Origin of the sequence: Levilactobacillus sp. LN180102 (assembly GCF_050106635.1) — a bacterium.
GTDB lineage: Bacteria > Bacillota > Bacilli > Lactobacillales > Lactobacillaceae > Levilactobacillus > Levilactobacillus brevis.
The window spans coordinates 41,551-60,051 of the sequence record NZ_JBNIIX010000011.1; the positions used below are offsets into that span (position 1 = coordinate 41,551).

Genomic DNA, 18,501 nt, shown 5'->3' on the forward strand with positions numbered 1-18,501 from the left:
AACGTATGTTCGTTCGGTGAGTTAAAGAAAAGCCCTATTTAAGGGCAATTCGCTAATGTACTGTCAAGCTATCAACAACGATATCTGATTTTAGAGTTTTTCCATTAAGCTGTACGGTGCCAGATAACCCGCCACCCTTAACGGTAATGTAGTCTCCCTCATGAACAGGCGTATCATGCATAGTATCTATATTTACTTCGGTTACGGAACCGTGACCATCTGAATAGCCTGAAGACGTATATTTATCACGAGGGGCAATTACGACATAGTAAATATTCTTGTCATCCGGATTCTTCTGGATATAGGTAACAATACCAGAGGTTTTGATATTTACGCCATCGTACTTGATAGGGTTGTCGGTGAATTTATTGAGACTGATCGATTTGTAACGTGATGCGTTGGATGGCTTCGTTGTATTCTTTTTAACCTTAGCCTTTTTTTGTTTCTTTTGTTTGTTAGATTCCGTCACTTTTTTAGCCCGACTAATGCTTTCGGCTTTGCTGCTAGCCTCGGCTTTGCTTTCCCTAACACGCTTAGCCTTGTTGGATGAAGATTTTGCTTTAGCAGCATTTTTTTTGCTTTCTACTATTTTGGATGACTCAACGGCTTTGATTGAGTTGCGCCGAGACTCGCTAGATTTACGCTTAGATTCCGACTCCGATTGTTGTTTGGCTTTATCCCTAGACTCTGAGATGGCTTCTTTTCGATCTGCCGCTTTCTGTGCCTGTGTTTCGGTAGATGGAGCAATCATTGTAAACACAAACATAATTACAAATGCAGCAATAAAATGCCACCATTTTATCCACCCCCATTTGGGGGTGTGGGTTATTTTCTTAATGGCCCACATTATTAGTAACGCTAAACTAGCAACTGCGCTTATGAATACTATAAAAAGCATAATGTTGTATATCATGACAGGCCTCCTGAAATATGTACAGCTTTTATCGTCGTCAGTTTTGGACACATTATATTTTTTCCAGATTTGTAAGCATATCAGGTAGGCTTACCTAATCAAAACTGTAGGGCAGTCCATATTGGCGAGCCAAGTCATCGTATGAATAAGGCATACGATCGTTATCTTCGATAAACAGTAACCCCATCAGAGCGACTGAAAACTCGTCTGCCTCAGTTTCAAGTTGACCGTGGGCCTTGTTGCTACTTGTATAGTAGCCGACCAGACCTTCTTGAAGAATCGCATGGCCCAGTTCGTGGCCCATAACGAAATATTGGGTAGGAGTATGCCTAATTGCTGCATTGAGCATGACAACAGGCTGGTCACCATCATAGACAGTTTTACCTAGTGGATAATGGCCAAACAAGCACCATTCGACTTGAATATTGAGTCTTTCTGCAATTGTAAAGGGATTGGCGGTGTGGTATCGATTCATTACTGTTTTCGCAACGTTACTTATCTTTTCCAAACAATCAGCCCCTAGTCGTGTTTATGGCGCTTCCAGAAAATGGTTGTCATCGCCACACGCACTTGTTCTTTTTCTTCTTCTGTGAGATCCTCACCGCCATAAGTCATGGACCCCTCGTTATCAGTTAGGAATTTTTCTAAGTCATTTGTATCCTTTTTATTAGCCCACACAGGAGTACTATTTTTACCGAGGAGATAATCCGTGGTGACTTCAAAAATGTCTGCGAACTTAGCAAGTTCAGAATTGGTTATGTTTCGATTCCCATGTTCTATCTTGTTCATTGTTACCTTGTTGAACCCCATCTTATCTGCGAGGTCTTTTTGGGTCCAATTGTGCGATTCTCGTAAGTCAATAATTCTAGAAATTAATTCTTTATCCATGATTGGCCTCACTTTCGTTACTGTATTGACAACTATATGATAGCACGGTTACTTTTTTGGAAACAAAAAGTTTCTAAAAAAGTAACGATTCTTCTTGACATTACTAAATTAGTAACTTAATATATAGTCATAGTTAATACATCAGTAACCGAAAGGGGGATGAAGAATGATTGAGCTTGATTTGCGTCTAATAAAAAGTCGTCGAATTGAATTGAAATTGACCCAGCAAGATATGGCTGATTACCTAGACATGGGAAGTAAGGCTAACTACTCTCGATACGAAAGCGGAAAGTATGCGTTCGATGCTAATACAATTCCGATGCTTCATAAAGTGTTGGGAATTCCGATCACAAAGCTATTTACTCAAAAAGTTACTGATTCAGAAACTATTGCTTCTACTGAGGAGGTGAGCTGATGGCAAGTCTTCTAGGAATTGCCGTTGTTGTACTACTGGTAAGAGGATTTTCAGATTAAAGGAGGTGTCAAAATGACACGGTAAGAAAAGATCGAAACTATTAAGGATACGTTAGGCCTAACTGATGGTCAGCTAAAAGCCATGCTTGCAGCCGACGAATTACCAGGTGAACAAGATAAGCGTTTGAATCAGCTATTCAAAGATGCAGGCGGTGAGCTAAATATCCGCCAAAAACGAGCCGAAGAGGATTTAGAATTTTCATTCTAATTAAATTATGTACTACAAGTGCTTGTAGTACATCAGTCGAAACACAAGGAGGCAGTTGTAATGGATGTGATAAAAACATCTCGTGACATCCGTACATTTTTCGATAATGCAATGAAGCGTAATAACGTTTCAGCCAAGCTTATGGCAGAAGATACCGGACAAACGGCTCAAGGCATCGCTAATAATCGTCACACGGTAGATACAACGGCAGCTAATGCGGTTAAAGATGCGACTTACTTACAAGACTACCGGTTTAGTAATCAGCTAGCCGCAGCATACTTTGAAGCCATTCAGATGTTTGATACGGAAGATTGGTCGCCTAAGTTCAGAGATGCACCGTTTGCGACGCTAGACGCCATCGACGATCAACGCGCGATGGTTATAGAGCTTCGACGGCAAGTCAAAACATTTATGCGAGACCGGCCACGTGAAAAATGGACTCATGATCAATGCAAGAAAGCTGAGCAGTACAGCTACGAGCGAATCAAGCTGATCAGTATGGAATTACTTTTTAATGGTCAATTTGAAGACGTGTCCCGTCAGGACATGCTAAAGATTGTCCATGAAACCAACAAGCATAACAAGTTAGGGGGATTCAAATGGTTAAAACAGTAGTGCTCAAGCGCACGGTTGATGCAGATGTTTACACAATTCCACAGGCGGCCAAAAAACTAAAGATTTCTCCGAACAAGGTCCGGGCGCTGATTGGATTGGGGAAGCTAAATTGCTTACAGCTGGGACAATTATCAATTCCAAAATTCGAGGTTGATCGATTCATGCATGATAACTTGTCAATTGATCTTCGACCAGCAATTGATGAGTGGATTGAAGAAAACCGTAATCGAAAGAGTGTAACGGTATAGGAGGCAATCAAAATGGATTTGTTTTATTACTATGTCGGCGAGTGTGTGTCATGGTTCGGATTGATTTCTGGGGCAATGTTTCTAGGATTCAAGCTTGCAGAGAGCGTCCACGACATGGGCGGTTGGAAAGCATGGGCAATGGATTTCTTCGGATTGGAGGACAAAAAATGACATTTTGGCATAAAAAAAGAGCTCTGAGTAGCAGCTCAGAACTCAAAGATAAATTACATTTATCCTATTTCTATAACCTTAATTCTACTCCAGATGGGCGGTGGTTGCAATGGCGATGAACGTGCCAGATCATGCAACATTCGATTTTGTCCGGTACATGAATCGGCTGGAATCACAGCCTGAAACGGGATTCATGACCAAAGATACCAATGGCAACCCCATGATTTCTGGTGAAACTTATTGGGAAGCAGAAGGCCGATATGTGCCGACCGATGAAGCTTCAATGCACGACTTTTTAGATGCTGAGGGCGAGGATTACGGAGCCCAGATTGATTGGGACTATGACCATCTGGCAGCTATCTTGGAAGATTTTAAAGGCGCGGAGGCGATCTCATGGACGTAGTCAAGGTACACACAAGTAGTCGTTTCCAGCCTAAAGCAGTGGTTGCTACTAATTTAGCTGAACTAGATGACATTAAATCTGATCTGTTCAAGGAAGTTCAATTGTTGGCCGAGAATGATCGACTTAGCAATGATGAGATTGATCGGCTATACAGCATCAGCGACGAGCTTGTTGCTTGGTCACCCAATTTGGAGGAGGAAGAATAAATGGCTACAAACGAAGTTGCAGAAACCCAACGTTCACTAGACGCGGGTGTTCAGAACCAAATTAATCAAATGATGAATCAGGAGAATGGCTTGAAGCTGCCAGCCAACTATGCTGTTGGAAATGCCCTCAAGTCCGCATTCTTCGCGCTAAAGGGAAATAACGATGGGGACTTGATTCAAGTGGCTACTCACATGCCTGAAATGAAGACTTCAATCGCCAATGCCCTCATGGATATGGTGGTTCAGGGATTAACACCGGCCAAGACCCAAGTGTACTTCATCAGATATGGCAATCAGGTTAAAATGCAACGTTCCTACTTTGGAACGCAGGCGGCGCTAAAGCGACTATCTGAGGTACACGACTGCTGGGCAAATGTGGTTCATGAAGGTGACGGGCTGGAAATCGGTGCCCAAAATGATCGTTTGGTCGTAAGGGATTGGAAGCCGACGTTGGAGGGACTCGATAAGGAAATTAAGTACGTTTATGCCGTCATTGAGATGGCTGACGGAACTCACCAGCATACTATCATGACCTTCAAGCAAATCAAAAATAGCTGGTCACAGACACGGTCTAAAGGGGCTGTGCAGAACAAGTTCAGTGACGAGATGGCTAAACGAACGGTTCTTAACCGGGCCGCTAAGAACATTTTAAATACTTCTGATGATTCAGATTTGGTCGTTGGAGCCATCAATAACACTACTTCCAACGAGTATGACGATGATCAAACAGCCAAAGATGTGACACCTAAAAAGGTTACAGATTTGATCGGTAATGCGGATACAGAGGAACCAACGCCTCCTGAACCCGTTGAACAAGCAGAAACGGATGAACCGGCAGAACAAGAAGAACCGGTTGATACAAATACGGACGAAAGTAGCTCTGACGATATTCGCTCTATTGAAAATATGAAACCGGGTGATAAGCAAGACAAGGACACTGTCAACAATATTTTGGATGGCCTTGAAGAATCTGAAAATCATAAGGGGGATGGTGACTATGCAAGCAGCACCGAAGAAGGACAGGGTGAACTCTTCCCACCAGACGTTCATTCTAAGTTCTGACAATTACTATGGTCAAGAAGCCAATAAAAACTTCATGAGCCCAACTTGGTTTAAGAAGTTCGTTGCCTGTGAGGCAGAGGCATTAGCTGAATTGAGAGGCGAGTGGGCACCTGATGAGGATAAGACCGCTTTATTGGTTGGTAATGACCTGCACAGCTATTTCGAGTCGTCGGAGGCCCACAAACGGTTCTTAGATGCCAACAAGGAAGTGATGTTATCCAGTCGTGGTAAGACTAAAGGCCAGCTAAAAAGTGAGTACAAGCAGGCCGACATCATGATTGACTCGCTCAAAAACGACAAGACGTTCACGCAGTTATATCAAGGTGAAAAGGAATCAATCGTTACTGGCGTAATTTCTGGCGTTAAATGGATGGGCAAATTGGACTGTTTGAACTTAGATCGTGGGTATTTCATCGATCTAAAGACAACGCAGGAATTGTCTAAGCGGTTTTGGGATAGCCGTAGTCACCGGTGGGTACCATTCGTTCTGAAATATGACTACCAGCTTCAAATGGCTGTCTATCGCGAGCTAGTCAAGCAGCAGTACGGAATCGAGTGTAAACCCTACATTGTTGCAGTAACAAAGCAAAGTCCGCCGAATAAGGCGGTTATCACGATTCCTCATGAGTATATGGAGGATGCCTTGCAACGAATAGACGAGCAACTGCCCCATTTTGAGGATGTAATTGCTGGTGTACAGGCCCCTGTTCCATGTGGTAGCTGTGCTTATTGCCGTGAACATAAGCAGCTTGAAAACATCATCAGCGTTGATGACTTACTAGACAGTTAGGGGGTGCGTAAATGGCACGTCCAATAAAAAAAGGAATTGATTACTATTCAATAGATGTTGATTTTCTCAGAGATATCAAGATTCGAAAGATCATGCGTTCTTGTGGAATCGCTACAGGGTCCATCTTGCTGAGCCTGCTGGGTAATATTTATCGTGATGAAGGGTATTACGCCGTGTGGGATTCAGATATGTGCTTCTTGGTGGCTGACGAAGTCGGTACCAAGGAAAGTGCGGTAGATGAACTGGTAAAACGGGCCACAGAAGTTGGATTCTTCGATAATGGCATGTTTGAAAAATATCACATTTTAACTTCCCATGGTATTCAGGCTAGATATGAGCAGGCAGCGCGCCAGAAGAAAAATCACCATATCGAACCAAAATTTAGTTTATTGCGGGTTTCCAACGTTGGAAACCGAGTAACCAACACTGATAACTCCGTTTCCAACGTTGAGAGTACACAAAGTATATTAAAGGATACTAAAGGAAATAATAGTAAATCAGATAATACTAAACCAAAGGTGACTGATGACCAGCTTCGAGAAAGATTCAATCTTGGATTTTGGCTAACCTATCCAAAAAAACAAGGATTCGATAAGGCATTTGATGAGTTTAAGATTGCCATTGACAACGGATTTAGTCCCGATGACATTGAAACTGGTGCCAAGAAGTATGCAGAATACTGCAAAATTAAAAAACGGACTGAACAGTATACCAAGAATCCTGATAACTGGATTGCTGAGCACAGGTGGACTGACACATTGGATATGACGCCTGATCCACTTCGTCAGGGGCAGAAGACAACCACCAAAGAAACCTTGCCAGACTGGGCACAAACGGGGGCCACTCCAACGGCTACCCGAACTGAATTAACGGCTGAGCAGCAAGCAGAGATTAACGCGCGAATTGCGCGACTACAGCAGAATGGAAAAACAGAACAGGAGGCTACACCATGAGTAAAAGGCCGGAGATAACAGACAAACTAAGCGAGTTAGTCAAAAATCGCTTGCGTACCGCACACATGTACTGGAGCCCGGAGGTTAATTTTGACAAAAATATGGCCGGTAACCGGCGTGTGGACTTTGTGGGATTCAAGCCGTTTACGCCGTATCTCGTTGATGAGCCGGCCACCGTAGAGCTAGGCACCTTTGCTTTTTACGAGGTCAAGTCATCTATGGCAGACTTCCAGTCAGGCCACGGACTGACCTTCTACGGGGATGAAAACTACTTGGTGACCACGGAGGAGCTGGCTGTTCAACTTTACGAAGAGCGGCGGTTGCCTAGGGATGTTGACGCGGTGCTTTGCCCCAATGGAAATTGGACGGGCTTGCGTAGCAAATTCAAGCGGCCTGGGACACATCGGCGGCGTGCAGCGGCGGAGATTCTTTGGGAGATTGTACGGTCACACGGGGACAGAAATTTTGACTAGGAGGCTACACCATGAAAAATTTACAAGAGTTAATTATGGGCAACGGTAGCGATAGCGTTGCAGTTGATGCTCGAGGATTGCATGACTTTTTGGAGGTTGGGAAAGACTTCTCAACTTGGTTTAAAGACATGACTGATTACGGGTTTGTCGAAGGTAAGGACTTTTCCCCACTTTCGGGGAAAAGCCGTGGTGGTCGGCCTCGCATTGAATATGCAATGGCTTTGGACATGGCGAAAGAGGTGTCAATGATTCAGAGAACACCAAAGGGCAAGCAGGCCCGCGAGTACTTTATTTCGATGGAGAAGCGAGCCAAGCAAGCCGAACTGGTCATGACGCCAGAACAGAAAATTGACTTGTTGATTGAGACTGGGAGCCGTGCCAATCATCGGCTAGACCACGTTGAGGAACGCATGGACGACTTCGAGGAGAATCGCCGACTAGAGACTGGCGACTATACGACAGTCAGCCGTGGCGTATCTAGGGCAGTCAATTTCTACGTTCGTGACCGTCATCTGCAGTTGACCAAGGAGCAACGGTCGGCACTGTATAAAGATATCAATGGCGGACTAAATCAAGTTTGTGGCGTCCGTGCACGAATCCAGATTAAGGCCAAGGACTTCGACAAAGCTATGAAGTACATCGATGACTGGCGGCCCAGCACTGCTACCAAAATGTTGATTCAGCAGACAGAATTACCATTGGCAGGTGTCGCCGGTGATTGAGTTAGTCGTATATGGTGAACCAGTACCAGCAGCGCGGCCACGTTTTAATCGTAGCGGACATGCGTATGATCCGTTGAAAAGTCGGGCGTATAAGCAGTATGTGTCATTGGAAGCTAGCAAACAGTATCACGGTGATTTAATTGGCAAAAAACCATTGTCGGTACACATCGCCATTTATCGGCCAATACAGGACAGTGTCAGTAACATTGAACATGCTAGACGGGCCCAGAACGTTCATCGGCCAATAGTTAAACCAGACACGTCCAATTACGTCAAGCTCATTGAAGACGCGCTCACAGGCGTTATCTGGAAAGATGACAACTGCATTGTTGATTTAACAGCCAGCAAGTACTACTCAGACGATCCACGTATCGAAGTCACAGTTACGGAGGCGTGAACAAAGAGGCCAAATAATTGAAAATAGCCTCATTATTAATACTTTATTGGCCCCAGATTCTCGTGCGATGAGCCAATTACGAGCTAAAGCTGATAGAAAGGTTTAGGGTCGAAGGTACACTCTTAGGTGAATAATGGAAAGAGGATTGACTAAAATGGCGAGAAATTCAAAACTAATGGACTTAATTAACGACGCTGAAGATAATTATGGAAAGCCAAGTAATTGGCCTGAAAAGGTTACTGAGAAGATTAATACGAAGGCTAATCGAATTAATGATTACGAACATACACCAGCAAATGAGGTATTACGTCATTTGATTTGTCATGGGTATACAAATACTCAAATTACGTTAGATAAACAAAAATCTTCTGGATACATTCAAAGTTTACGCAAACAGATGAAAAATAATGGTGAACTGCACTTTCAAGCCACACCAGATGAATTGACACAGCTGAAATACACCGTCAAACACATGAACAAGCCTAACAACCAAGGAATTGCTAGGGTTATGCACCGTGATAAGGATTGGGTGCGCTGCATGCGAGAGAAGCTACGGGAGGCAGACAATGAAGCACGGCGATAAGGTGTATTGCTACCGACGCCACGATAAACAGCCTGCAACATGGATATGCTGGATCACTCGTGGTGATAGGCGGTTAGCGATGATGAAAGTTGAAGGCAGCCACAGGCATATTGAGGTGGCACCGAGTGATGTTGAGATTGGGAGGACAAATAATGATACCAAAATTTAGAGTGTGGGACGAAACGCAGCATAAAATGCTACAAGTCGACTGTATAGAGTTTATAGATGGCAAGGCTTACTGGGTTGAAGCTAGTCCTGCTGATGGTAATGTGCAAGGTGGAAATGATGGCCCTGTTGGAGACAATAGCCAGCTTAAATTGGAGCAATATACCGGCCTGAAAGATGCCAATGGCAAGGAAATCTACGAAGGCGACATTGTTAAGTCTAGCTATAAGTATGCTCAACCTAAAATTTCACAAGTTATTATGGAGGATGGCAATAGCTATATCCTTGGAGAAGACTTGGCTACTGGGAATGAGATGCTAGTTAGTGACCATATTAATGAGATTGAAGTCATTGGTAACGTACACACGAACAGATTGAGTATCGCAATTACATGATGCAAGGTATGGCAAGCTATGGCGGCGATGTGGCACTCAACCATGCAGTTTATGAGCGTGGGTTATAGCTGGAAAAGCAATCACAAAATATTTAGACAGCAAAAAAGGGCTGACACAACAGCCCTTACCCAAATTTGTTCTTACTCAATGGTCAACAAATTAATTATACCATTGATAGGGGCTGAAAGGGTTGGCTGAATTGGATTTTGACAATGTGAATATGGGAAGTCTCTTCCCAGAAGTAGATGCTGGAGCAACTTTGCAAAACGTGACACACTTTTTATCTGTAGTATTGCCTAAGATGGTCCGTATCAGTGGACAGTCAATGAGTGATTTAAAATCACCTAGCTATGATGGAATGCCAAAATCTCAGCCATCAGGTAACGCGACAGAGTCAAGAATTGTGCGGCGGCTATATGCCGAAGAAGTCGTCAAACGGACAATCCAAGCAATTAAACACTGTGATAAAGATTGCCAGAATATCTTAGATGAACTATATCTACAAGAACTATCAGATACTATGTGCTTTATGGACTTAGGATTTTCTGAGTCCAGCTATTTCCACGTTTGGAAGCCAAAAGCACTATTACAGTTTGCCGATTGCTACATGCTTGATGATCTCCATATTTTTAAAAAAAGCAGTTTTGATGCAGTTTGAGTGCAGTTTTTGTGCAGTCGGACAGCAGGCACTAGCCATATTTAAGGGTTATTCTAGTAACATCGAAAGAATTAAGAAAAACACGCATAGCTCAATGGCAGAGCAGACAGTAATTGTTTGACGCGGGTTCGACTCCCGCTGCGTGCATTGGCGAGTATTACAAAATGGGAGGCGACTCCCCTTCATTTAAGCGTATGTTCTAACTCGCCAAACTCCTGCATAAAATTGACCGGCCTGCATAGCCGGCCATTAAGGACCTTTAACTCAGTTGGTTAGAGTAGACGGCTCATAACCGTTCGGTCGTAGGCTCGAATCCTACAAGGTCCATTGGGCGCAAATAAACCTAAGGAGATGAGCTCTCCCGTTCATCCAAGGATATAGCGCCCATCACGTACTGTGGCGGAATAGGTAGACGCATTGACTCATGAGGGTAAGAACTGAAATTCCTAACTTCATGGGACAAGGCCGGACATGTAAGCTCAATCGAAGAGCGCACGCCTGATAAGCGTGAGGTTACTGGTTAGAATCCAGCCATAGCACACTAAGGCTATGCAGGGTGCGAATCCCTGCCAGTACATTGGCCCTAAACAAATCTTGCTTAACATTGGGTCAAAAATCTAATTGAAAAGAGGTGAAGACTCCTCTCGGTTGAGAAGTCTCGCCTGCATCGGTTAGGTGATTTCGTATTTAGTGCCCGGAGTGATGACCGGGCTTTATTTGACTGTTGAATAGTTTTTTCGACGAAACTTGTATAGAATAAGGTTATCGTTTGGAGGAACTAGTTATGAAATTTTTTTCTGAGGTAACATTCAGTTTCAAAGATCTATCAACACCAAATAAGGTCGCTGGTTTGAGATTTGAGACTTTTCAAATTTTGATAGATGCTATTATATTTAGGGCTTGGACATTGAGAGAAAGCTATGGCGTTAGTAAATATGATTTTATGCTGCAGGCCCCTATCAATCTGGTAGTTGGAGACTATGATGATAGGTTAATAGTTGCCTTCTCATTTGAGAAAGCAACTAATAAGATAAGCACACTGAGTGAAGTTTTAGAGTATAGGGAACCGGCTAATCCAAATTTTGTTCATTTTAGAAATGCTTTCTATGATATGGTCAAAATTAAAATGGGGTTTAATGATGCGGTATTTATGGAGCTAAATGGATTGTCACAATTTCAAATACAAGAGGAAACTTTGAGTAAATCGGTGATGGCTGATAATTATTTCCAGAGGTTTGGTCAACTATTAAGCTTATTTGTATCAGATAGAGGGATGAATAAATGCTATGTTGAATTTGACAAGGCGGCCAATGATTTAATTAAAAGTGTACGTGATAGAAAGCAGGTAGGAAATATGCGGGTTAATCCGATTTTTAAGGCCAGAGATATTTCAGTTGATGAGAATATGGTATTTTGTGCCCTGCCCTTTACTAAGGGCAGATTAGAAATATTTGACGAGGTTATCAAGCCAAAACTTGAATCTGACTTTGGTATGACAGTTGTACGTTCCGGAAACATGTTTAAGCCTAATATGGATATCATGGAGAATATTTGGACGTATATTAACCAGGCTAAGATTGTGATTGTTGATATTAGTGATAAAAACCCTAACGTATACTATGAATTAGGGATGTGCCATACTTTGGGTAAAGAAACGATTATTATTTGTGATGAGGAAAGCTATGAAAATGATTATGATAAAAAGTTGCCGTTCGACATTGGTAGAATGAACACAATTTTCTACCATAACACAGGGGCAGGACCTACAAAGATGGTCGAGGATATCGAACGAATGGTAAAAGCGGTAAAAGATGGAACACCAACGATTGCTTAAATCAACGTCCTTCGGGGCGTTTTTATTTTGTCTAAAATTAGGAGGTGGCCGGCATGGGCCAGATGGTAAATACAAAGTTTGGCCTGGTCAGCTCAACCGAAGCACGGTGCTTAGGTGACTTAGATCGCTGGCTTAAGGCCAAGAAGCGCCGAGAACGGGAAGATAAGAAAAAACCGTTGCACGATTGCGAACGGCTTAAACGTATCAATTAGAACAAGGTTCTTTTTGCAAGTTCAACCAGTAGTGGTGCGGCTACGGGGCTAATGGTGTTCCAAGTTTTATCTAGGAAATTACCGAACTTGCTGAGTGCGCCTTGCTTGGGCTTGTCTTGGGAAGCAAGAGTATTTTGTACTTCCTTTGCAAATTGATCTAGTGTGGCCTGATCGGCTGGGTCAAGCTTGCTTTTGTAAGACAAAAGCTTATCAATCTGGGCGGTTACGTTGATAGAGTGATTATCGGAAAATGAGTTTTGATTATTGTTACCGATTGAAATATTATTTCCATTTATAGTAAAGCTTTGGCTTAATGTTTCTTCCTCTTTCGGATGATTTAAATTGTCCAAGTAATCTTCTCCTTTCATTGATAGCCAGGAATCGGCAAGGGACGTATTCAAAGTTCCGTTTCCCTGTGCATCTAGCATGAGTTCAGGCTGTAGTAACCCTGCGTTTTCGCGATCCATTGCGACAAATGCTTTTTCGATTTGAGAATTAGAATAACCTTCTGAAGCACCTGCGTGAAATAGTTTTTTAAAAACAACGAGATTTACTTCATCGTTATACGATTTAAGAAATTCAAGTATAACCTTGTTTATCTTATCGCTAGGTTTCATCGTTTATCACCTCTTTTGGACAATTATACCAAGAGATTGGGCGGAGGGAGTACACTCATTGTGCACAAAATATGCATCAAATGTGCCAGACTTCAAAAACGGAGGTGTGGTGGTATGTAATGAAACATAAATTAACATCAAAACAGCAGAAGTTCGCTGATGCTTACATCGAGTGTGGGAACGCGTCTGATGCGGCCCGTAAAGCCGGATATAGCAAGAAGACCGCCCGGGTCATTGGACAGGAAAACCTGCTAAAACCTGCCATTAAGGATTATATCGATGCCCGGCTTAAAGAACTTGCTAGTGAGCGAGTTGCCAGCCAGCAGGAGGTCTTGGAGTTCCTGACCCGAATCATGCGTCGTCAAGAGCTGGAGCAGGTTGTTGTCACACTGCGAAAGGCTCGAACTATTCCCATGACCAATTCGGATGGGGACACGTACGACAAGCTGGTCTACGAAGATGTTGACGATGTGGTCGACACCAAGACCAAGAACTCAGATTCGATGAAAGCTGCCGACATTCTGACCCGCGTCTTGGGAATCAGTAAAGGCCTCAATCCCGAGCTGGAATCGGCTAAAACTCGAAAGATTAAGGCTGAAGCATCAATTGCTGAGTCCAAGGCAGCCGGGGCAACTAACTCACATAGCAGCCAAATGGATACGCTGGACCAGCTGCTAACCACAATTACGGAGGAGACGTTAGAAGATGATGAAGAAGGGCATGATGAGATTGGTCAAGAAGAAACGGGGCGGACTGGAGCTGCCGACAAGCCACAAGCGACTAAGCCGTCTGTTCACTCCCAAGCAAATGACGGTTCTGCGCCAAGAGCTGACCAATAAAGAGTGGAAATTGATGATCAATTACGGAGCTGTCCGGTCTGGTAAGACCTACGTCGACAACTTCGTTTTTTTGTTGGAAACGCGATACGCGGCGCGGTTGGCCAAGCAGTTGGGCGTTGCACACCCGCTTTACATTCTGGCCGGTGTTTCTAGCAAATCCATCTACAACAACATCCTGGTTGAGCTGGCCAACACTTTCGGTTTGCAGTTTCAGTTTGACAAGCACAATTCCTTCCAAATCAAATTCAACGGTTTACCGCCCGTCACAGTCGTTCAAGCCTTTACTGGGTCAATTGCTGGGCTAGGAGCCGTGCGGGGCATGACGGCCACAGGAGCGTACATTAACGAAGCTTCTATGGCTAACGAGGAAGTTTTCGCTGAAATTCGACAGCGGTGTTCACGTCCCGGTGCCCGTGTTGTTTGCGACACGAACCCTGATGTTCCAACACACTGGCTTAAGACTAAGTACATCGACAACAAATCGCCGGAGATTGTGACCAATCACTTTACCATCGACGACAACACCCGGCTAGATCCTGACTACGTTCGCGGATTGAAGGCAACGACGCCGAGCGGCATGTACTATGATCGCGCAATTAAAGGGCTGTGGACTGCTGGCGAAGGCTTAGTTTACAGTGATTTCGACAAGGACCAGAATATCATTCCTGATGAGCAGTTTGAGCAAGTCAAGACCCACCAGCATTTGCACTACTACGCCGCGGTTGACTGGGGGTTTGAACATAAAGGGGTCATCGGCGTGTTTGCCGAAGATGCCCAGGGTACGACCTACCTGCTTCAAGAAACCACGCGCCAGCATAAACAGATTGATTATTGGATTGATGTGGCCCGAGAGGTTTGTAAGAAGTACGGGCGAAATATCGCGTTCCACTGTGATTCTGCCCGTCCAGAGTACGTGGCTCGCTTCCAAGATGAGAAATTTAATGCTGATAACGCCTATAAGGCACGTTTAACTGGGACAGAAATGGTTGCTGGTAAGATCAAACGGCGACAGTTTCTGGTGCTTCAGAGCGTTATCGATAATCCTAAGAGCTGCTTCTTAGATGAAATTTACCAGTACGTATGGGACGAGAAGACCGGAGAACCGGTTAAGCTCAACGATGACGATATGGACATGACTCGCTACGGTGTGGCCACTGAGGCCGTTATGAAGCGTAACGACGCTCTTAACCCCGATGTCGATATTGATGAGCAAGAAGATTTACTAGCCAATGAGGGTCTAATTGACCCTGGAGAAGAATGGATTTGAGGTGAGATAAATGGCGGAAACCAATGACAGAAATGCGCACGGACGGTCTATCCGTCCAATGTGGAATTCAATCACGATGCTTAATGGGCGGCGCTACGGTGGCCGCTACTCCTTCGAAGCAAACCAAACGTATGCAATCCCACGAAGCCGCTGGGAAGCCGCTTGCGAGAACAGCGGGGAGATAGCATCGGAAAAAATGGTTGAGCTAATCCAATGGTACGTGAACGATCATTATAACTATCAGCTTCCTCGTATTTTGGAGCTGGAGCGCTACTATGCCGGTGATGAAAATATTCATTACTGGAATAGTGGTAAGGGTCCGAACCAGTCAGATGAGAAAATCAACTCCGGCTATCCCCAGTACATCACGGACATTCACACTGGATACGAGCTGGCGAATCCTTTGACCTACGGGTACGACAATCCGGAGAATGATAAGGACGACGGGCAGAACTTTCTTGACCAACTGAAGGTCTTTAATCGTGTCAATAATGAGCCATACCATGAGATGACGTTGTTCAAGAACGCCTGTAACACGGGCCGAGCTTACGAACTGATTTATTGCCCCAAGGGCAGCAATGTGCCCGAGATGGCAGCAGTCGATCCGAACCAGGCGTTTGTGGTGTGGTCTACGGACGTGAAGCCCGTCGAGCTGTTTGCTGTCCGCTACTTTGCAGTCAACGTTCAGAATGTGACGACTTACCAAATCGAAGTCTACACCGAGGACCACGTCTACTACTTCGATGCCAAGGGTGACCCATCTTACAATTGGACACAAACGTACAGTAGCTCACATCTGTTTGGACACGTCCAGCTGCTAGAATATCGGCTCAATGAGGAGCGAGTGGGTATCTGGGAAGGCCAAATCGACAATATTGACGCCTACGACATCGCGAAGAGTGAGATGGCTAACTCCCAGGAGGACTTCAGCAATGCCAAGCTAGTTGTTTCCGGTGTTTTCCAGCGTGGGAACCACAAGGACCCCATGACTGACAGCAATGGTGACTATCTCTTCGTTGACAACGTCACGGGGAAAATCACTTACGATTTCAAAGATCACAATGGGAAGCAAAATAAGCAGGCTATGAAGCCTGCAGTTAACACAATGGCTAATACGATGTTTCTCAAGCCTTACGTTTTCAAGGACGCCAATGGCAATAAGCAATTCAATCAGACCACGGCCGAGTATCTGACCAAAGAGACCAATGCCACTGACTGGAAGACTTATATTGATGAAATCAAGCAACGCATCATTCAAGGGACCAACACCCCGGACATGAGCGATGAGAGCTTCTCTGGAAACTCAAGTGGTGAAGAGTTGTCTTACAAGCTGTGGGGGACTGATCAACACCAAGCTCAATTGCAGAACGCGTTTAAGTCCAGTATCATGTGGCGCCTACGCCTGCTAGCGATTCAGTGGGAAAACGCGAAGGCTGGAAGTGTAAATGCTGAGGACTACCGCAACGTCACCGTTTCCTTCACACCAAACATGCCTAAGGATGATGCCAAGCAAGTCGACCTCATTACTAAGGCGCTGGCCGCGGGTGCTATGTCCGTCAAGACGGCACATGATCGGATGGCTGATATCACGGGTGTTCCAAGTGGTACCGAAGATGAACGCCAGAATACTGAGGATGAGAAAAATGTTGGGAATACACACGGCACTTTTCAGCAAGCCTTGAGTGATGCAAAGAAAAATCTAGGAGATGGTGATCCTGATGGCCACAATCCAGCAACTGGCGCAGCAGAATGAGAAACGACGTATCAATGAACTCCTAGCTCAAGATGAAATTAGTAACTCACAGTCCGATAGGCTATATCGTCAGGCACTAACGATGATTAGAGACAACCTTCAGGACTTTTATATGCAGTACGCCGGTGAAACTGGGCTGTCACTTGCTCAAACTCGTCATGCAATAACGGGTTGGGATATGCAGCAATGGAAAAAAGCAGTCAACTCTGTTGATATGGTCAGTTGGGATGATGAGGCTAAATATCAGGCAGGAAAATATAGCTATCAGGCCGGGCATGATCTGACAAACATGATTGATGCCATCATTGGTCTTGCTGTTGTAGACATGACCGCAAACATGCGACAGCTAATCAATGACCGTCTGACTACTGATCAGGCTAGCCAGATAAAACATCTTGAGGTTAATTTAGAACAATATCTTGACAGAAAAGTTAAGACGCCGCTTATATATGAGCTACCAACTGAATCTACTGCTAAAAGTGTGATCACCCAGCAGGAGACTCGCAATTTATGGAGTGATCAACTGTGGTTGAACAGTCAAGAAATGGCTAATGACGTACAGACGTTGGTAAACAAGCACTTACGTCATGGAATGGATTTAAAGGATATGCAAGGCATGTTAGCTGAACATGTAAATCCTAAGCAATTTCGACCAAGGCAATCTCTGGCTGATCGAATGAAGCAGGTGGACTATAGCACACAGCGAATTATTCGTACTGAGTCTGCTAGGCTTATTGATGAAGTCAATATGTCAACCTATCGCTTGAACGGCGTCTCCATGGTGCAATGGGTGACTGAGCCTGGGGCTTGTGAAAAATGTCAAGCAATCGCAGATCAAGGTCCCTATACATTAGCGGGTGCACCATCAATTCCTGGTGATACACACCCAAACTGTCGTTGTAGCAAGATTCCGTTTGTCTATTAGCACTCGCAGATGAGTGTTTTTTTATGCCCTTTTTTACCGGCGGGCGTTAAAGAACCGGCAATCTAGTGCTTCTCACTTAAACCGATAGGAGGAACCAAACCATGAAACCCATGAAATTGAACCTACAATACTTCGCTGAAAATGGCGGCCAAGATGAAACACCTAAGACGTACACTCAAGAAGATGTTAACAAGATGATGGCTGCTAAGGCTCGTGAGGTCGATGAAAAGAACAAGTCCGAGTGGAAGAAGCAACAGGACGAGCTTAAATCTAAGTATCTCAAAGAGGGTGAGACCCGTGCCCAAATGACTGCTGAGGAGAAAGCTAAGGCCGCACTCGATGATGAGCGCCAAGCTCTCAAAAAGGAACAGGACGAATGGCATAAGAAACAACAAGAGCAAGAACGCCAGAATGCCTTGACGGCGACCCAAGAATTGTTGACCAGTAAGGGTTTGCCTAAGTCGTTTGCCAAATCACTCACCGACCTCAATCCTCAGACTCGCCAGGCAAACGTAGAAGCCTTCGAGAAGACTTTCAATGGCGCCATTGATCAAACCATCGCTGAACGTTCTAAGGGTGGACGGACGCCACAAGGGGGCAACTCTGGGCCAGCCGTCAACAAAGGCGATATCACACGTAAGGAATTCGAAGCCATGGATCCCGCGGAACGAATGGACCTCTACAAGAGTGACAAAGAACTTTATCAAAAATTGAAAGGAAGTAATTAAAG

General features: G+C 44.5%; 26 protein-coding genes and 2 tRNA genes. 24 read left to right on the forward strand and 4 right to left on the reverse strand.

Annotation, left to right across the window (positions count from 1 at the left end; all coding sequences use genetic code 11):
- Positions 1 to 52: 52 nt before the first annotated feature.
- From ACP4IT_RS07825 to ACP4IT_RS07835, 3 genes are all read right to left on the reverse strand, one after another.
- The gene (locus ACP4IT_RS07825) at positions 53 to 913 is read right to left on the reverse strand and encodes a hypothetical protein (protein WP_259030870.1); all 861 of its coding nucleotides are present in this window, start codon (positions 911 to 913) and stop codon (positions 53 to 55) included.
- Positions 914 to 1,007: 94 nt separating this feature from the next.
- A complete protein-coding gene (locus ACP4IT_RS07830) occupies positions 1,008 to 1,421 on the reverse strand; it encodes an ImmA/IrrE family metallo-endopeptidase (protein WP_069360179.1) in 414 nt (137 codons plus the stop codon).
- A gap of 11 nt (positions 1,422 to 1,432) precedes the next feature.
- A complete protein-coding gene (locus ACP4IT_RS07835; RefSeq protein ID WP_024855618.1) occupies positions 1,433 to 1,801 on the reverse strand; it encodes a helix-turn-helix domain-containing protein in 369 nt (122 codons plus the stop codon).
- 166 nt (positions 1,802 to 1,967) lie between these two features.
- Between ACP4IT_RS07835 and ACP4IT_RS07840 the strand changes: the two genes are divergently transcribed.
- The 19 genes from ACP4IT_RS07840 to ACP4IT_RS07930 all read left to right on the forward strand — a co-directional run bounded on the left by ACP4IT_RS07840 (position 1,968) and on the right by ACP4IT_RS07930 (position 12,370).
- Complete coding sequence (locus tag ACP4IT_RS07840; protein ID WP_021742303.1) at positions 1,968 to 2,216, forward strand: helix-turn-helix domain-containing protein; 249 nt, start codon at positions 1,968 to 1,970, stop codon at positions 2,214 to 2,216.
- Positions 2,217 to 2,543: 327 nt separating this feature from the next.
- On the forward strand, positions 2,544 to 3,098 hold the full coding sequence (locus ACP4IT_RS07845; protein WP_141268214.1) for a hypothetical protein: 555 nt from the start codon (positions 2,544 to 2,546) through the stop codon (positions 3,096 to 3,098).
- Complete coding sequence (locus ACP4IT_RS07850; protein WP_141268215.1) at positions 3,083 to 3,346, forward strand: helix-turn-helix domain-containing protein; 264 nt, start codon at positions 3,083 to 3,085, stop codon at positions 3,344 to 3,346. The genes ACP4IT_RS07845 and ACP4IT_RS07850 overlap by 16 nt, the downstream gene beginning before the upstream one ends.
- A gap of 12 nt (positions 3,347 to 3,358) precedes the next feature.
- Complete coding sequence (locus ACP4IT_RS07855; protein WP_156646391.1) at positions 3,359 to 3,517, forward strand: hypothetical protein; 159 nt, start codon at positions 3,359 to 3,361, stop codon at positions 3,515 to 3,517.
- A 109-nt stretch (positions 3,518 to 3,626) separates the two neighbouring features.
- Entirely contained in the window at positions 3,627 to 3,920 is a 294-nt protein-coding gene (locus tag ACP4IT_RS07860) for a hypothetical protein (RefSeq protein ID WP_086231638.1), read from the forward strand.
- Positions 3,911 to 4,126, forward strand: a complete 216-nt coding sequence (locus ACP4IT_RS07865; RefSeq protein WP_015474119.1) for a hypothetical protein — start codon at positions 3,911 to 3,913, stop codon at positions 4,124 to 4,126. The genes ACP4IT_RS07860 and ACP4IT_RS07865 overlap by 10 nt, the downstream gene beginning before the upstream one ends.
- Positions 4,127 to 5,188 (forward strand): RecT family recombinase, encoded by a 1,062-nt coding sequence (locus tag ACP4IT_RS07870; RefSeq protein WP_086231637.1) that lies wholly within the window; start codon positions 4,127 to 4,129, stop codon positions 5,186 to 5,188.
- Complete coding sequence (locus ACP4IT_RS07875) at positions 5,124 to 5,978, forward strand: PD-(D/E)XK nuclease-like domain-containing protein (protein WP_318529771.1); 855 nt, start codon at positions 5,124 to 5,126, stop codon at positions 5,976 to 5,978. The genes ACP4IT_RS07870 and ACP4IT_RS07875 overlap by 65 nt, the downstream gene beginning before the upstream one ends.
- 11 nt (positions 5,979 to 5,989) lie before the next feature.
- Entirely contained in the window at positions 5,990 to 6,931 is a 942-nt protein-coding gene (locus tag ACP4IT_RS07880) for a DUF4373 domain-containing protein (RefSeq protein WP_086231635.1), read from the forward strand.
- A gap of 65 nt (positions 6,932 to 6,996) precedes the next feature.
- Complete coding sequence (locus ACP4IT_RS07885; protein ID WP_157662351.1) at positions 6,997 to 7,404, forward strand: hypothetical protein; 408 nt, start codon at positions 6,997 to 6,999, stop codon at positions 7,402 to 7,404.
- Between the two features lie 11 nt (positions 7,405 to 7,415).
- Positions 7,416 to 8,126, forward strand: coding sequence for an antA/AntB antirepressor family protein (locus ACP4IT_RS07890; protein ID WP_087609347.1), 711 nt, complete (start codon positions 7,416 to 7,418; stop codon positions 8,124 to 8,126).
- A complete protein-coding gene (locus tag ACP4IT_RS07895) occupies positions 8,119 to 8,523 on the forward strand; it encodes a RusA family crossover junction endodeoxyribonuclease (RefSeq protein WP_426855469.1) in 405 nt (134 codons plus the stop codon). The genes ACP4IT_RS07890 and ACP4IT_RS07895 overlap by 8 nt, the downstream gene beginning before the upstream one ends.
- Before the next feature lie 154 nt (positions 8,524 to 8,677).
- Positions 8,678 to 9,106, forward strand: coding sequence for a hypothetical protein (locus ACP4IT_RS07900; protein WP_259030873.1), 429 nt, complete (start codon positions 8,678 to 8,680; stop codon positions 9,104 to 9,106).
- Positions 9,107 to 9,258: 152 nt separating this feature from the next.
- On the forward strand, positions 9,259 to 9,666 hold the full coding sequence (locus tag ACP4IT_RS07905; protein ID WP_225367608.1) for a YopX family protein: 408 nt from the start codon (positions 9,259 to 9,261) through the stop codon (positions 9,664 to 9,666).
- 190 nt (positions 9,667 to 9,856) lie between these two features.
- Positions 9,857 to 10,324, forward strand: a complete 468-nt coding sequence (locus ACP4IT_RS07910) for an ArpU family phage packaging/lysis transcriptional regulator (RefSeq protein ID WP_015474112.1) — start codon at positions 9,857 to 9,859, stop codon at positions 10,322 to 10,324.
- A gap of 81 nt (positions 10,325 to 10,405) precedes the next feature.
- A tRNA-Leu gene (locus ACP4IT_RS07915) sits at positions 10,406 to 10,471 on the forward strand.
- 106 nt (positions 10,472 to 10,577) lie between these two features.
- Positions 10,578 to 10,651, forward strand: a tRNA-Ile gene (locus ACP4IT_RS07920).
- 457 nt (positions 10,652 to 11,108) lie between these two features.
- Positions 11,109 to 12,158 (forward strand): hypothetical protein, encoded by a 1,050-nt coding sequence (locus ACP4IT_RS07925; protein WP_141268209.1) that lies wholly within the window; start codon positions 11,109 to 11,111, stop codon positions 12,156 to 12,158.
- Positions 12,159 to 12,211: 53 nt separating this feature from the next.
- Entirely contained in the window at positions 12,212 to 12,370 is a 159-nt protein-coding gene (locus ACP4IT_RS07930; RefSeq protein ID WP_259030878.1) for a hypothetical protein, read from the forward strand.
- Here ACP4IT_RS07930 and ACP4IT_RS07935 read toward each other — a convergent pair.
- Positions 12,367 to 12,987, reverse strand: a complete 621-nt coding sequence (locus tag ACP4IT_RS07935; protein WP_259030879.1) for a hypothetical protein — start codon at positions 12,985 to 12,987, stop codon at positions 12,367 to 12,369. The genes ACP4IT_RS07930 and ACP4IT_RS07935 overlap by 4 nt on opposite strands.
- A 119-nt stretch (positions 12,988 to 13,106) precedes the next feature.
- On the opposite strand from ACP4IT_RS07935, the gene ACP4IT_RS07940 reads away from it, so the two are divergent.
- The 5 genes from ACP4IT_RS07940 (at position 13,107) to ACP4IT_RS07960 (ending at position 18,499) form a co-directional block, all read left to right on the forward strand.
- Positions 13,107 to 13,826, forward strand: a complete 720-nt coding sequence (locus ACP4IT_RS07940) for a terminase small subunit (RefSeq protein ID WP_259030880.1) — start codon at positions 13,107 to 13,109, stop codon at positions 13,824 to 13,826.
- Positions 13,795 to 15,093, forward strand: a complete 1,299-nt coding sequence (locus tag ACP4IT_RS07945; RefSeq protein ID WP_259030997.1) for a PBSX family phage terminase large subunit — start codon at positions 13,795 to 13,797, stop codon at positions 15,091 to 15,093. The genes ACP4IT_RS07940 and ACP4IT_RS07945 overlap by 32 nt, the downstream gene beginning before the upstream one ends.
- A 196-nt stretch (positions 15,094 to 15,289) precedes the next feature.
- Positions 15,290 to 16,846: a phage portal protein gene (locus ACP4IT_RS07950; RefSeq protein ID WP_259030881.1), complete on the forward strand. Its 1,557-nt coding sequence runs from the start codon at positions 15,290 to 15,292 to the stop codon at positions 16,844 to 16,846.
- Entirely contained in the window at positions 16,812 to 17,771 is a 960-nt protein-coding gene (locus ACP4IT_RS07955) for a hypothetical protein (RefSeq protein ID WP_259030882.1), read from the forward strand. The genes ACP4IT_RS07950 and ACP4IT_RS07955 overlap by 35 nt, the downstream gene beginning before the upstream one ends.
- Before the next feature lie 101 nt (positions 17,772 to 17,872).
- Positions 17,873 to 18,499 carry a DUF4355 domain-containing protein gene (locus tag ACP4IT_RS07960; RefSeq protein ID WP_259030883.1) on the forward strand — a complete coding sequence of 209 codons (627 nt, stop codon included), beginning with the start codon at positions 17,873 to 17,875 and terminating at the stop codon, positions 18,497 to 18,499.
- The last annotated feature ends 2 nt before the right edge of the window (positions 18,500 to 18,501 follow it).